At 46.5% G+C, this 14,070-nt stretch carries 11 protein-coding genes; 8 read left to right on the top strand and 3 right to left on the bottom strand.

What is annotated here, in order from left to right:
• Positions 1-65 precede the first annotated feature (65 nt).
• The 7 genes from gatC (at position 66) to ABDB91_RS09380 (ending at position 9,700) form a co-directional block, all read left to right on the top strand.
• Complete coding sequence (gatC, locus tag ABDB91_RS09410) at positions 66-347, top strand: Asp-tRNA(Asn)/Glu-tRNA(Gln) amidotransferase subunit GatC (RefSeq protein ID WP_347491335.1); 282 nt, start codon at positions 66-68, stop codon at positions 345-347.
• Positions 348-470: 123 nt separating this feature from the next.
• Entirely contained in the window at positions 471-1,925 is a 1,455-nt protein-coding gene (gene gatA, locus ABDB91_RS09405) for an Asp-tRNA(Asn)/Glu-tRNA(Gln) amidotransferase subunit GatA (RefSeq protein ID WP_347491334.1), read from the top strand.
• Between the two features lie 20 nt (positions 1,926-1,945).
• A complete protein-coding gene (gatB, locus tag ABDB91_RS09400) occupies positions 1,946-3,388 on the top strand; it encodes an Asp-tRNA(Asn)/Glu-tRNA(Gln) amidotransferase subunit GatB (protein WP_347491333.1) in 1,443 nt (480 codons plus the stop codon).
• 322 nt (positions 3,389-3,710) lie between these two features.
• The gene (gene nifV, locus ABDB91_RS09395; RefSeq protein ID WP_347491332.1) at positions 3,711-4,868 is read left to right on the top strand and encodes a homocitrate synthase; all 1,158 of its coding nucleotides are present in this window, start codon (positions 3,711-3,713) and stop codon (positions 4,866-4,868) included.
• 435 nt (positions 4,869-5,303) lie between these two features.
• Positions 5,304-5,675 carry a carbohydrate-binding protein gene (locus tag ABDB91_RS09390; RefSeq protein ID WP_347491331.1) on the top strand — a complete coding sequence of 124 codons (372 nt, stop codon included), beginning with the start codon at positions 5,304-5,306 and terminating at the stop codon, positions 5,673-5,675.
• 244 nt (positions 5,676-5,919) lie between these two features.
• On the top strand, positions 5,920-7,158 hold the full coding sequence (locus ABDB91_RS09385; RefSeq protein WP_347491330.1) for a glycosyltransferase family 4 protein: 1,239 nt from the start codon (positions 5,920-5,922) through the stop codon (positions 7,156-7,158).
• A 40-nt stretch (positions 7,159-7,198) separates the two neighbouring features.
• Positions 7,199-9,700 (top strand): sugar phosphate nucleotidyltransferase, encoded by a 2,502-nt coding sequence (locus ABDB91_RS09380; protein ID WP_347491329.1) that lies wholly within the window; start codon positions 7,199-7,201, stop codon positions 9,698-9,700.
• Positions 9,701-9,754: 54 nt separating this feature from the next.
• Here the strand turns inward: ABDB91_RS09380 and ABDB91_RS09375 are convergent, their stop codons facing one another.
• From ABDB91_RS09375 to ABDB91_RS09365, 3 genes are all read right to left on the bottom strand, one after another.
• Entirely contained in the window at positions 9,755-10,375 is a 621-nt protein-coding gene (locus ABDB91_RS09375; RefSeq protein WP_347491328.1) for a GPR1/FUN34/YaaH family transporter, read from the bottom strand.
• Positions 10,376-10,744: 369 nt separating this feature from the next.
• Positions 10,745-12,355 carry a 1,4-alpha-glucan branching protein domain-containing protein gene (locus ABDB91_RS09370; protein ID WP_347491327.1) on the bottom strand — a complete coding sequence of 537 codons (1,611 nt, stop codon included), beginning with the start codon at positions 12,353-12,355 and terminating at the stop codon, positions 10,745-10,747.
• Between the two features lie 110 nt (positions 12,356-12,465).
• The gene (locus ABDB91_RS09365; protein WP_347491326.1) at positions 12,466-13,194 is read right to left on the bottom strand and encodes a DUF4912 domain-containing protein; all 729 of its coding nucleotides are present in this window, start codon (positions 13,192-13,194) and stop codon (positions 12,466-12,468) included.
• Positions 13,195-13,445: 251 nt separating this feature from the next.
• On the opposite strand from ABDB91_RS09365, the gene nth reads away from it, so the two are divergent.
• Positions 13,446-14,066: an endonuclease III gene (gene nth / locus ABDB91_RS09360; protein WP_347491325.1), complete on the top strand. Its 621-nt coding sequence runs from the start codon at positions 13,446-13,448 to the stop codon at positions 14,064-14,066.
• The last annotated feature ends 4 nt before the right edge of the window (positions 14,067-14,070 follow it).

Genomic DNA, 14,070 nt, shown 5'->3' with positions numbered 1-14,070 from the left:
GGTTGCCCGCTTAAGAGGGCTCTGGTATAATAATGTCAGTTTTTGAGAGATAAGGAAGGTGTAGCATGATAAGCATAAAAGACGTTGAACATGTGGCATTACTGGCTCGTTTGAACCTAAACGCGGAGGAAAAGCAGCTTTATGCCAGGCAGCTGAGCGATATATTGGATCACGCCCGCAAATTGCAGGACCTGAATACAGGCGACATACCTCCAACCGCGCATGTGCTGCCTTTGCAGAACGTTTTTCGTGAAGACAAGGCGGACAAGCATATGCCGGTGGATAAAGTACTGACCAACGCGCCCGACCGGCAGGATAACTTTTTTAAAGTGCCCAAGATTGTATAACAGGCCGAACATATCTTGAGTGAGGTTATATAAAAGTATTGGTTAAGAAACGTTACTTTGTTAATGTATTTGGTTTACATTTGGTTTAGTTGGAATTTGGATCAACGGCTGGAGGGAAATTAATTGCCATTATATTACTCAACCGCACACCAGTTACATGATATGCTGGTTAGCAAGGAAATCAGCGCCGAAGAAATTACCCGGGCGGTTTTTAACCGCATTGAGCAAGTGGAGGATAGAATACGAGCTTATATTACTTTAACCAAAGACCAGGCGATCAGCAGCGCCCGGTCGGTGGACAAGGCCAGAGCCGCGGGTGAAGAATTGCCTCCTTTGGCCGGTATACCGGTGGCCGTAAAGGATAATATGTGCACTCAAGGGGTGCGCACTACCTGTGCTTCTAAAATCTTATATAATTACATACCTCCCTATAACGCTGCCGTTCTGGAACGATTAAACGAAGCCCGGGCGGTGATAATAGGCAAAACCAACCTGGACGAGTTTGCTATGGGCTCATCCTGTGAAAATTCGGCTTTCTTTGCCACCTGCAATCCCTGGGATACCGACAGGGTGCCGGGAGGGTCCAGCGGCGGCTCGGCGGCTGCGGTGGCGGTCGGTGAAGCTGTGCTGGCTCTGGGTTCCGATACCGGCGGCTCTATTCGCCAGCCGGCCTCATTTTGCGGGGTAGTGGGTATGAAGCCCACCTATGGTGCTGTGTCCCGTTATGGCCTGGTGGCTTACGCCTCCTCGCTGGACCAGATCGGCCCCTTTGCCAGGGATGTTACCGACTGTGCCTGGCTTTTAAACGTTATTTGCGGGCATGACCCCAAGGACTCCACTTCGGCACCCTACGACACGCCGGATTACACATCTTTTCTCAAAGAAGATATAAAGAGCATGAAAATCGGTGTGCCCCGCGAATATATGGGCGAAGGCATCGACCCGGCAGTTAAGGAGGTTATAAGAAAAGCTATCAATGTATACTCCGGGCTGGGCGCCGTGGTGGAGGAAACCACTCTGCCGCACACCGAATACGCCCTGCCGGCTTATTATCTGATCGCCCCGGCTGAGGCCAGTTCCAACCTGGCTCGCTATGACGGAGTACGCTACGGGTACCGGGCCGAAAACGCCGGGGATTTAGCGGATATGTTTATGCAAACCCGCAGCGAGGGCTTTGGAGCGGAGGTAAAAAGGAGAATAATGCTGGGCACCTATGCCCTTTCCGCAGGCTACTATGATGCCTATTATAACCAGGCTTTGAAAGTTCGTACCCTGATTAAAGCCGATTTTGACCGGGCCTTTGAAAAATTTGACCTGCTGCTGGGCCCCACTTCTCCCGTTACCGCATTTAAACGAGGTGAAAAGATGGATGATCCGCTGCAGATGTACATGGTGGATATCTGCACACTGGCGGTAAACCTGGCCGGGATCCCCGCAATTTCCATCCCTGCCGGTATGGCCGACAAACTGCCTGTGGGACTGCAATTAATGGGCCGGCCCTTCGGCGAAGGTGATATACTGCGGGCTGCCTATGCCTTTGAACAAAATACCGACCATCATTGCAAGTTACCTGAGTAAATCCCTGGAGGTGTACCCAATTGGCTCAATATGAGGCCGTTATCGGCCTGGAAGTGCACGTTGAATTAAAAACCAATACTAAAATTTTTTGTAGTTCCAGCACTGAATTCGGCGCTGATCCCAACCATCACGTATGTCCGGTATGCCTGGGGTTACCCGGAGTGCTGCCCGTAGTAAATAAAAAAGTGGTGGAGTATGCTATAAAAGCCGGACTGGCGCTGAATTGCCAAATTGCTTCTTTTTCTAAGTTCGATCGTAAAAATTATTATTACCCCGATTTGCCCAAAAACTATCAAATATCTCAGTATGATTTACCAATTGCCGAACACGGCCATTTGGAAATAAATGTAGACGGAGCTGATAAACGCATTGGCATTACCCGTGTGCACATGGAGGAGGACGCCGGTAAATTGGTGCACCAGGGTACAATTTCCACCACTCCTTTCTCGCTGGTGGATTACAATCGCACCGGAGTGCCGCTGATTGAAATCGTTTCCGAACCCGATATGGCCAGCGCCGACGAAGCTGTAGCCTACCTGGAAAAATTAAAGGCGATTATCCAGTATACCGGGGTTAGTGATTGTAAAATGCAGGAGGGCTCACTGCGCTGCGACGCCAATATATCCGTAAGACCGGTGGGACAGATTGAACTGGGTACCAAGGCCGAGCTAAAAAATATGAATTCATTCAAAGCTTTGCATAAAGCGATAACCTACGAAATCGAACGACAAACAGAATTGGTGGAAGACGGCGCAAAGGTGATCCAGGAAACCAGAACTTGGGACGAAGCCGGAGGTGTAACGCTGTCCTTGCGCAGCAAGGAGGAGGCCCACGATTACCGTTACTTCCCCGATCCCGATTTGCCGCCGCTGGTTATTGACCGCAAGTGGGTTGATGATATAGCAGCCGGCTTGCCCGAATTGCCCGATGAACGCAGGAAACGTTTTGTGAACGCCCATGGATTGCCGGAGTACGATGCCGCGGTACTGACAGCCACTCGTGAGCTGGCGGATTATTATGAAGAGTGTGTAAGGCTTTTTGCCAACCCCAAACTGGTCAGCAACTGGGTGATGGGGGATCTGGCCAAAATGATGAATGCCAGCGGCCGGGAAATAGGCGATATACGTATTAGTCCGGGTAAACTGGCCAAAATGCTGCAGCTGTTGGATAAGGGTACTATCAGCGGGAAAATTGCCAAAACTGTCTTTGAGGAGATGTTCAACACCGGAAAAGACCCCGATAAAGTGGTGGAGGAAAAAGGGCTGGTGCAAATCAGTGATACGGGACTGATCGACAAAGTGGTAGAGGAAGTAATTGCCGCCAACCCCAAATCAGCAGAAGATTATCGGGCCGGCAAAGAAAAGGCCATCGGATTTTTAGTGGGCCAGGTGATGAAATCTACCAAAGGTAAAGCCAACCCGGGAGTAGTTAATAAACTGCTAAAGGAGAAGCTGGATCAGTAAACTCGTCCAGCTAAAGCTGAACATCGGGGCTTCAGATGGAGATTCTACCCCACCTGAAGTAAAATATAATCTCCCACTCATAGAAGTAGGCGTCTTGGAATTCGGCAAATTCACGAGCAGGGCATACCCTGCTCAAATTATTTTATTTTATGCATTATTTGCATTTTGGACATATGCCATGTATACAGCATTATACGTTACTAAACCTTTTCACTTTGGAAGGAATATGATAAAATTATAATTGTATTTAAATTTTGGCATACATACTTATGCTAAATAAGCTTATATAATAAGTAACCTGGAAGGAAAGGAAGATAATTAAATGATTGAGAGACCAACTCTGCCAAATAAGGACATTTTAATTGTTGACACAACTTTGCGGGATGGTGAACAAACCGCCGGTGTAGTATTCGCCAACCGGGAAAAGGTGAGAATCGCTAAATTTTTGGATGAAATGGGTGTGCACCAAATAGAAGCGGGTGTACCCGTTATGGGCGGCGACGAAAAGAAAGCCATCAGCAAAATATGTCGTTCGGGACTTAAGGCCAGTATTATGGGCTGGAATCGCCCGGTAATCAAGGACATTGAAGCATCTATCGAATGTGGTGTGGATGCGGTGGCCATTTCTATTTCTACTTCCGATATCCATATCAAACATAAACTCAGAACCAGCCGGGAATGGGTATTGGAACATATGGTTGCCGCTGTGGAATTTGCCAAAAAAGAAGGCATGTATATTTCTGTTAATGCTGAGGACGCTTCCCGCAGTGACATGGGATTTCTGACTCAGTTCGCCCTGGCCGCCAAGGAAGCCGGCGCCAACCGTTTGCGTTATTGTGATACCGTGGGCATATTAGAGCCGTTTACTACTTACGACAACATCAAACAGATAGTCGAGAATGTGAAAATTGACGTTGAAATGCATACTCACAATGATTTCGGTATGGCTACCGCCAATGCTCTGGCCGGTGTAATGGCCGGTGCCAAGTGGATTGGCGTTACCGTAATCGGTTTGGGTGAGCGGGCCGGTAACTCGGCGCTGGAAGAAGTGGTTATGGCCCTGAAACATTTGTTTAAAATTGATCTTGGTTTCAAAACAGAGATGTTCCGGGAAGTAGCGGAATATGTATCACGTGCTTCAGGCCGTGAACTGCCGGCCTGGAAGGCTATTGTCGGATCCAATATGTTTGCCCACGAGTCGGGTATCCATGCTGACGGAGCGCTGAAAAACCCCAAAACCTATGAGCCGTTCCTGCCCGAAGAAGTAGGCTTGGAAAGGCAAATTATGGTGGGTAAACACTCGGGTACCGCGGCCCTTAAAGCAAAATATGCGGAATACGGCATTCGTTTAACTGAGCATCAGGCTGAGGAATTGCTGCCAAAGATCCGTTCTTACACGGTTTCCATGAAGCGTCCCTTGTTTGACAAGGAACTGATGTATATTTATGAGGATTACTTTGGGGGGATTAAGAGGGACTAAATATTTGATCAGCCTTGCCGGTAAACTCGTTCGGCTAAAGCTGAACATCGGGATTTCAGATGGAGATTCTACCCTACTTGAAGCAAAAATAGGATCTCCCGCTTGTAAGAATGGGAGGTCCTGGAGCTTGATAAATATAATATGCTTAAATAATGATGAGTACGATTAACAGGCGTTATTCTTTATCAGCAATGTGATTAAGATAAGGTATAGGTTTGTAACTGGCTTGATAAAGAGCGTTTAGCAACCCACAGTTGGGGATGCCAAACGCTTTTTCTGTTTTATGTTCGTTAGTATTAATAAGTTAGCCATATCGCTTTATTTGCATGTCTGCCACTGCCATATACACCCGTGTTTGGGGTGCATAAAAATGAATACGGTGAAGGATAATAATTTTAACTTTAAATTTAAATATACCAAACGGAGGCGATATTTATGGCTAATCCCACCAACTTCGGTTCGGGAGAATATAAACTCAAGGCTATGCACCAAGCACGTTATCCGGGAGGAGTAGTGGTTGATCCCACCCCTATTACCAGCGGCGAAGAGATTACCGTGTTGTATGACGGGTTGCTGGCGGCCGGCGGAGCCGCCCGGGTATATTTGCATGTCGGTTATGGCAACTCTCGGGATTGGCGAAATATCCAAACCCATTGCATGTCGAAAACAGGTTGGGGATGGGTAAAAACCCTGGAAATGCCGGACAATAGCCGGTTTAATTTCTGTTTTCATGATGGCTGCGGCAACTGGGACAATAATAACGGCATTAATTGGAGTTTTGAAATCCATAACGGAAGAAAGCATTAAGCCATACTGCCATAACCAACGTTACAGCGGCGTTCTATAGATAACACCTGTTGCCGGCGGCAGGTGTTGTTGTATTTTTATGTGCATTTTCGTCATATAAGACAATTAAGGATAATATGCTGGACTTAGTGCTTTAATTTAATATTAATGCAAACTTTTTTAATAATTTAGCTGTCTCTTACATATTATATAAATGCTGTCTATTCAGAGCATATTAATCCTGACAAGGAGGACCATTTTATTAATGCGTGTAGCTATGTTTTCCTGGGAATACCCCCCCAAAAGCGTGGGTGGATTGGCGCAACATGTGTATGATCTGACCAATGCCCTTTCTAATATCGGTGTTGAAATACACCTATTCACTATGGGTGAACCGGGTCTGCCCGAAATGGAAAGGGTGAATGGTATTCAGGTGTACCGGGTGATACCTTATAATGTTTCATCCCCCGACTTTACCACCTGGGTAGCCCAGTTGAACGTGGCAATGTTGGAAAAAGCCATTCCGGTACTGAGTGAAAACGAGGGCTTTAATGTAATACACGGCCATGATTGGATAGTGGCCTATGCTGTCAGGGCTTTAAAACATGCCTTTCACATACCGCTGGTGGCAACTATCCATGCCACGGAATACGGCAGAAATTATGGATTGCACAACGACACTCAGCGACACATCAGTGATGTGGAATGGTGGCTTTGTTATGAGGCCTGGCAGGTGATCTGCTGCAGTCACTATATGGAAGGGGAGATGAAGTATGTATTTCAAATTCCCGATGATAAATTAAAGATTATTCCCAATGGCGTAGATCCGAATAATTTCGCGCATAAAAATGATAAAAGTTCTCGCAACGACTATGCCTCCCCCGACGAGAAAATAGTTTTCTATGTAGGGCGGTTGGTGCGTGAAAAAGGTGTGCAGGTATTAATTGATGCCGTGCCCATGATACTGGCCCGGGTGCCGAATACTAAATTTGTAATTGCGGGAAAAGGCCCTTATATGCAGGAGCTGCAGGATCAGGCCTCCCGCATGGGCATAGCCCAGAGCATCTATTTTACCGGTTATATTGATGATTACACGCGCAATTCACTCTACAGCTGGTCGGATGTGGCTGTTTTTCCCAGCTTGTATGAACCTTTCGGCATTGTAGCCCTGGAGGCAATGGCGGCTCACATACCGGTAGTGGTCTCCGATACCGGTGGTCTAAGTGAAATTGTTATACATAACGTGGATGGCTTAAAAGCATACCCTGGTAATCCCCGTTCCCTGGCCGATATGATTATTAGTATGCTGCTGCATCCCCGGCAGGCTAAACAGCTCCGGCAAAACGCTTATCGAAAGGTTTTGCGGCATTTTAGCTGGCAGGATATAGCGGCTAAAACATTGCTTGTTTATCAAAAGGTGTGGGATGAGCACCGCAGCAGCAACTGGCATGTCCGCCAGGGTGGCCTGTTCGGTCGTTTTTCCAAGGTGCTGGGCAAGAACTAACCTCTGCCGGCCCAAGATCATTTTTTGGAGGGATGTTATATTGAAAGCCATTATCATGGCGGGTGGCGAGGGATCTCGCTTACGACCGCTTACCTGCGGCATTCCCAAACCAATGGTACCGGTGCTGAACCGACCGATTATGACCAGTATTATCGAACTTTTACGAAAACATAATTTCACTGATATCGGAGTTACCCTACAGTATATGCCGGAGGCTATCAGCAGTTATTATGGCAATGGCAGTGATTACAGTATTAATTTGAAGTATTTTATTGAAGAGACTCCCCTGGGCACAGCGGGCAGTGTAAAAAACGCCGAAAAGTTTTTAGATCAAACATTTTTGGTAATAAGCGGCGATGCATTAACTGATTTTAATCTTACCGAGGCTATGGCTTTCCATAAGAGTAAAGGTGCTTTAGCCACGCTGGTATTGACTAAAGTAACTTGCCCGTTGGAATATGGCGTGGTCATAACCGGTGCTGGAGGGCACATCAACCAGTTCTTGGAAAAGCCCAGCTGGGGTGAGGTATTTAGCGATACCGTAAATACCGGTATTTACATTTTGGAACCCGAAGTGCTGGATTATGTACCGTCGGGCCAAAAATTTGACTTTAGCAAAGATTTGTTTCCTTTGCTTCTAAATGCGGGCAAGCCGCTGTTTGGGGTGGTACTGGACGGCTACTGGTGTGACATTGGTGATTTAAGGCAGTATTTACAAGCTCATTACGATTTTCTTTCCGGCGCTGTCGGACTGACGCTGCCCGAGAAGGAGATAAAGCCCGGGGTGTTTGTCGGCCGGGATGCCCATATTGATGACACTGCTGTAATAAATGGACCGGTGCTGCTTGGTGACGGTACCGTAATAGGCAAAGGAGTGACCATAGACCGGTATACCGTGATCGGTAAGGGATGCATGATCCAGGACGGCGCTTCCATCAAGAGGAGTGTGCTTTGGAATAATGTATTCATTGCTCCCGGGGTTAACCTGCGAGGCGCGGTGTTGGGCAGCGGAGCGCAGGTACAATCCGGAAGCAGTGTCTATGAAGGGGCGGTTATCGGCAGTAATACGATAATTAAAGAAAGATGTGTGATTAATCCCGATATTAAGCTATGGCCGCATAAAACAGTGGAGACCGGTACGGTGGTGAGGGAAAGTATGGTTTGGGGCAGCCGTGCGCCCAGACATGTTTTTGGATTGGAGGGGGTATCGGGTATTGTCAATGTGGAAATAACCCCGGAATTTGCCTCCCGTATAGCGGCAGCTTTTGCGGGCGCTCTGGGCACGGCGCCGCTTGTATGTATAAGCAGTGATGTTTACCCACCCTCCAAAATGATCAGGGATGCCTTAAACTGTGGTTTACAGTCGGCAGGGGCACAGGTATATCAATTGCCCGAGGGTATTACCCCCATGCATCGTTTTGGGGTGCGCCGGCTAAAGTGTGACGGGGGGATGCATGTAAGAATATCCCCCAGGCAAGCCGGAGCAGTTAATATAGTTTTTACCAATGACAGGGGCGGTCATATATCCAGAAGCTTGGAGCGCAAAGTGGAGAATTTGCTGACCCGGGAAGATTTTAAACGGGCGGGATTTGCTCAGATAACGGAGTCCCGGCTTGCTCCCGAAATACCGGAAAGTTATGTTCAGTTCTTGTTGCAAAATATCGACATAAACTCTATCCGGGCGATGGGGCTGACTATTGCAGCTATATTTGATCCCGATTGCTCAGGTAAATTTTTAAAGCCGTTATGCCGGGAATTAAACATAACTCTGGAACGGCTTAGCCTGGAAGGGCCGGTCAAATGGCCGCTTAATTGGTCCCAATACAGGGAAATGACCGGTAAGGTGGCAGCCGCGGTTACCGAGCGAGGGTTGTCCATGGGAATGATTATGGACTCCGGGGCTGATCATCTGGTACTCATCGATAACCGCGGGCGTACAGTGCAGGATAACCTTTTGGTGTCTTTGACCGCCTTGCTGGTATTGCATTATAAGGGTGAGGCGGTGGTGGTGCCGGTAACAGCTCCTCGATCCGTGGATTTATTGGCTGATAAATTCGGTGCCAGGGTAGTGCGCACTAAAACAGCGGTGCAGGATTTTTATGAAAAACTGGTATACCAGGATAGCCTGTCCGAACCGAAGCATACATCGCAAATATCACAAGCATTGCTGCATTTTGACGCGCTGGCCACAGTAATAAAATTAACCGAGTATTTATCAATTAATAAAACTGATCTGGCCGGTTTGATCGATGAAATTCCGGTGTTTTTTATGGAAGACAAAAAAGCCGGCGTGCCTTGGGCGACCAAAGGAACGGTTATCCGCAGTTTAATTGAGGATATTGGATCTCAGGAAAATTTGGAATTATTGGATGGGGTAAAGGTTTACCATCCAAACGGCTGGGCACTGGTACTGCCGGATCCGGAAGAGCCGGTGTGCCGGGTGTTCAGTGAGGGTACTACTATGGAAATAGCGGAATCGCTGGCCGATTTTTATATTGATAAGATCAATCAAATTGTCGGTCCGGTTAATAAAACGGGCTGAGAGTAAAAAAGGGGCGCACGCCCCTTTTTTTACAATGTGTGACCCAGAGTAAACTCAGCTAACTTTACTCACGCTAATCGGAGTGGGCTTAATAATCGGTGCACCCAGGGGAATAACACTCCTGCCATATGTTGTGTTCAGCACCACGCCCCAGGCGGTATAAAGGCCGAATACACCGGCTAAGCCGAGAAAATTACCGGATATGACATGCCATTCGTGACCCAGTACCCCCATATCCATGAAAGCCACTACGGGAACGGCTATATCAAGGGCCAGCACCACCGCCAGCAAGCTAAGCGGTGACTTAAAATACCCGGGTGTCCAGGTTATCAACGCTATGGAAAGCGCCAGCCAGGCCCAGCCGTCAATGCGAGCATCAACCGCCCAGCCGTATATTCCTGCAAAATACTTAAATATTAGTTCCAGACCTGTTACCAGCATAAAAAAGGCCGAGAAAAAAGTGAAGATGTTGCCACCCACAATATTACCGTGGTTTAGTTCCATGACGCCCACAATAACCTGCACGACAAAACCGCCAATGAGCCAGATACCCAATAGAGGTATCGCTGAACCTTCTACTTTACCGGTATGCACAGCGTAAAATGTGAAACAAGCCATTGCCAGGGCCACCAGGCCCGCGGGTCCCGGATTGGCCGGTGCGTGTCCGTGAGACATTAAATAACCTCCTTAATAATATGGAATTAACAAATATACTCAAGCACTTTTGGGGGGATATCACCTCCCGGCTGTTTGTCTTATATTTTATTGCCAATTAATTAATATTTTTTATTTGCAAAAAACATGTCAGATACTATAAGAAACAATAAATGGTTAATATAACCCTTGAAAAGCAATTCTAACTCCCCAAGCGGTTATATGGCCTGTTTTGTCAAGTATTCAATTCTGATAATAAATTATCGCATAGTTTACACTAAAATAAATATTCAATGTATTCTGCAAAATAAAAGTTGAAAAAACAACCCCCGTCCAGGGGGTTGGAAAGCTTGTAAATCTTTATTTACACTGTACACATTTTAATCATTATTAACCGGCGGCGGAACCTATATGTTCCGACACTTTCTTAAAATAATGCAAATTAATATCCGGGAAAATATTATTTTTATATTCCAGATCACTCAGCAAGCCTTCGTCTATGTTATTACTTTTAATTTGTTCGTATAGCCGCAAAAAATTATGTACATGCTGTTTGGTGCGTCTTATAGCGTATTCCACCATAGTGCCCGTGTACATAATAAATGCCCAATCGCTGCTCTGAGCCAGCAACAATTCCCTGGCCGCCTGTTTAAGAGCTCTATGCCTGATACCGTCGGCGTAAGGATTGTTTTCCGCCAACTCGCTCATTTTTTCGGCTATAACATGCAGGTGACGATAAATCCAATCGTTTTCTCTGCTCAGCCATACTTCATTGTACCCATTGTTACCCCAGGTGGATGGACAGGGGCGGGCTACCTGATTGCAAGAATATTTTTTTAAGTAATCCAGAGGTGTGGCCGTTTCAATATTAGGGAAATCATAATATATTTTGCGCAGCACATTTTTTAGCCAATCCGGTCCTTCAAACCACCAATGACCAAACAATTCCGCGTCGTAGGGTGCAATAATAATCGGTTCCCGGTCCATAAGTGAATTTAGGTGCGCTATCTGGTGCTCCCGGTTAAACAGGAAATTGCCGGCGTGGGTTTGAGCTTTGCGCAGGGCATTATCCCGGCAATAAGGTTCCTTGTCGCCCTCTTTACTTGTTACACGAAAATATTTGATACCGGTGTTAACTCTAATACCGTCAGGGTGAATATACGGGTGAATATAATCGTATGGTAAATCATGTCCTATATCGCGGTAGTATTCACGATAATCGAAATCGCCCGGATACCCTTCGTTGGAGCTCCAAACCTGTTTGGATGATTCAATGTCCCGGCCGAAAACGGCTACCCCGGTGGGGCAAAAAATTGGCGCGTAAATACCGTATTTGGGACGATGCGAAGCAAATAACACTCCGTGAGTATCCGTGAAAAAGTACTTTATATCGAATTCCTTTAATATATCATCCACGCCATATGTGTAAGCGCATTCCGGCAGCCAAATGCCCGGTGGTCTGTGACCAAAGTGCCCGGCATAAAGATCAACAGCTACGCCAATTTGGGCACGCACCGCCGCGGGCTGGTTTATTAGCAGCGGTAAAAAACCATGTGTTCCGGCGCAGGTGATCACTTCCAGGCGCCCGCAATCCTGCAGTTTTTTAAATGCGCTTATAATATTGCAGTGATATTTTTCAGCAAAAAGGTGTCTGGTGCGATAAAGCCTATCTCTGTACATTAGCGCGGTGGGATGAAAGGCCGTTTCCCTGGTGCGCCATGTTTCTTTTTCCGCCAGTTCGATTAGTTTATTTAGATGTCTTAAATATCTTTCCTGCAAAAGTCCGTCCGCCAGCATGGTTAAAAGCGGTGGCGACAGGGAAATAGTGATGCGAAAAGGTATGTTGTCTTCAACAAGTTCATCAAAAATATCAATTAATGGCACATATGTTTCCGTTATGGCCTCATAAAGCCATCTTTCTTCCAAAAAATGCTCATGTTCCGGATGCCTAACAAACGGTAAATGCGCATGTAGTACAAAACACAGGTATCCTTTAGCCAAAATTTACTCTCCTTTATCTGCGATATTATTCTTGAGATTACATTGTATTATCGGTGCCGTTCTTTATGATACCCGGGCAGTTATAATAGACTTATTCCGTGTTTTTTATGCTAATTTTTCCTATTGCCCGGACCGGGTGAACTTATGCCCAGGGGGATCAGGCCCATGCCTCTGCCGGCTTCTTCCGCTAGCATGGGAGAACTGCCCATGTACAGGCGGGTAAAGGTGCGGTAAATGCCTTCAATCCACATCCATTCCTCATCCAGCAAGTTGGAAACTGCCGCACCGGGTGTTTGCACTATATTTGAGCGCAGGAGGGTAATAAACGTACCGTCGGGGAAAAGTCTGCCCAGGTCCACACAAAAAGTTGAATTAGGACGCGCTACGTTTATATGCCAGCTATCCACGTAATCATTAATGGAAATATCGGTAAAATCGTTGGCATTGGCACCGTTAAAACTATCAACGCCCGTTATATCGTATACACGTAAAACAGACCGGGAATTTTTCCAGGCTTCAGATCCGTACTGATCACTAAACTCTTGCTGTTTGGTGGCCGATATTTCCCAATAGGCAAAAATCCAGTTAGGATCGCGCACCATGAGCACCATGCGATCCAGGCCGTAATGCCAGGGTATCTCGGGCATTTGAGGTTTAGCTGCCGGCTGGGGCGGAAAACTAACGGGAACAGCCAGCTCTTCGGCAAATTCTTCCCGGACTGCCGATGGCATGTGCCGAGGCACAGATCTTTTTTGTTTATTGTGGGCCGACCATAAAAAAACGGCCAGGAGCGACAATATCAGTGCGGCTCCCAAGACCCAGGTAAAAGTAGCGATCATGCAATGCCCTCCTTGTTATGAAATTATAGTAAGGCGAATAAAAACCAGCGGTAATTATAATAATTTAGCATTTATGCGGTATAATTGTTTTATCCTCAAAGCCTTTTTTATTATTGCCACAACCTTCGGTGATTATAGCTAAAAAAAATATTTTACTAGGCAGGTATATTCATTAAATACGAGAAAAATAAAAGTATTTATATAATTACCGGGAGTGAATATTTTATGGAAGATAAAAAAAAATTTTAAAATTGCTGGCAGAGCATTTGCCGCATGTAGAACCTACCTTGCATTTTAATAATTCCTTTGAATTGTTGATAGCGGTTATTCTGTCCGCTCAGTGTACCGACAAACAGGTAAACAGGACCACGGCCGATTTGTTTGAAAAATATAAGACACCGCGGGATTTTGCGGTTTTGCCCCAACAACAGTTGGCTGACGATATAAAAGGATGCGGCCTGTATCGTAATAAAAGTTTACATATAATTAAGACGTGCAAGATACTGACGGAAAGGTACGGGGGAAAAGTCCCGAATAACTTTAATGATCTGCAGGCCTTGCCCGGGGTAGGCCGTAAAACTGCCAATGTAGTACTGAACCTGGCCTTTGGTAAACCGACATTTCCTGTGGATACACATGTTTACAGAGTGGCCCGCAGGATGGGTCTTTCTTATGGCAACACGCCCCGCCGGGTGGAAAAGGATTTACTGGACCTGATACCTGCAAATGAGCGTGGCGTTTGGCATCACCGAATTATTCATTTCGGGCGGTCTGTTTGTACGGCACGAACTCCGCACTGTGCCGACTGTGTAGTGGCCGGCTATTGTCTTAAGACTAAAAAACAGACTCATACCCTGGACAAGGAGAACTGATGAA

It is taken from the genome of Desulfoscipio sp. XC116 (assembly GCF_039851975.1).
Lineage (GTDB): Bacteria > Bacillota > Desulfotomaculia > Desulfotomaculales > Desulfallaceae > Sporotomaculum.
This window is presented reverse-complemented; position numbering and strand designations above follow the sequence as displayed.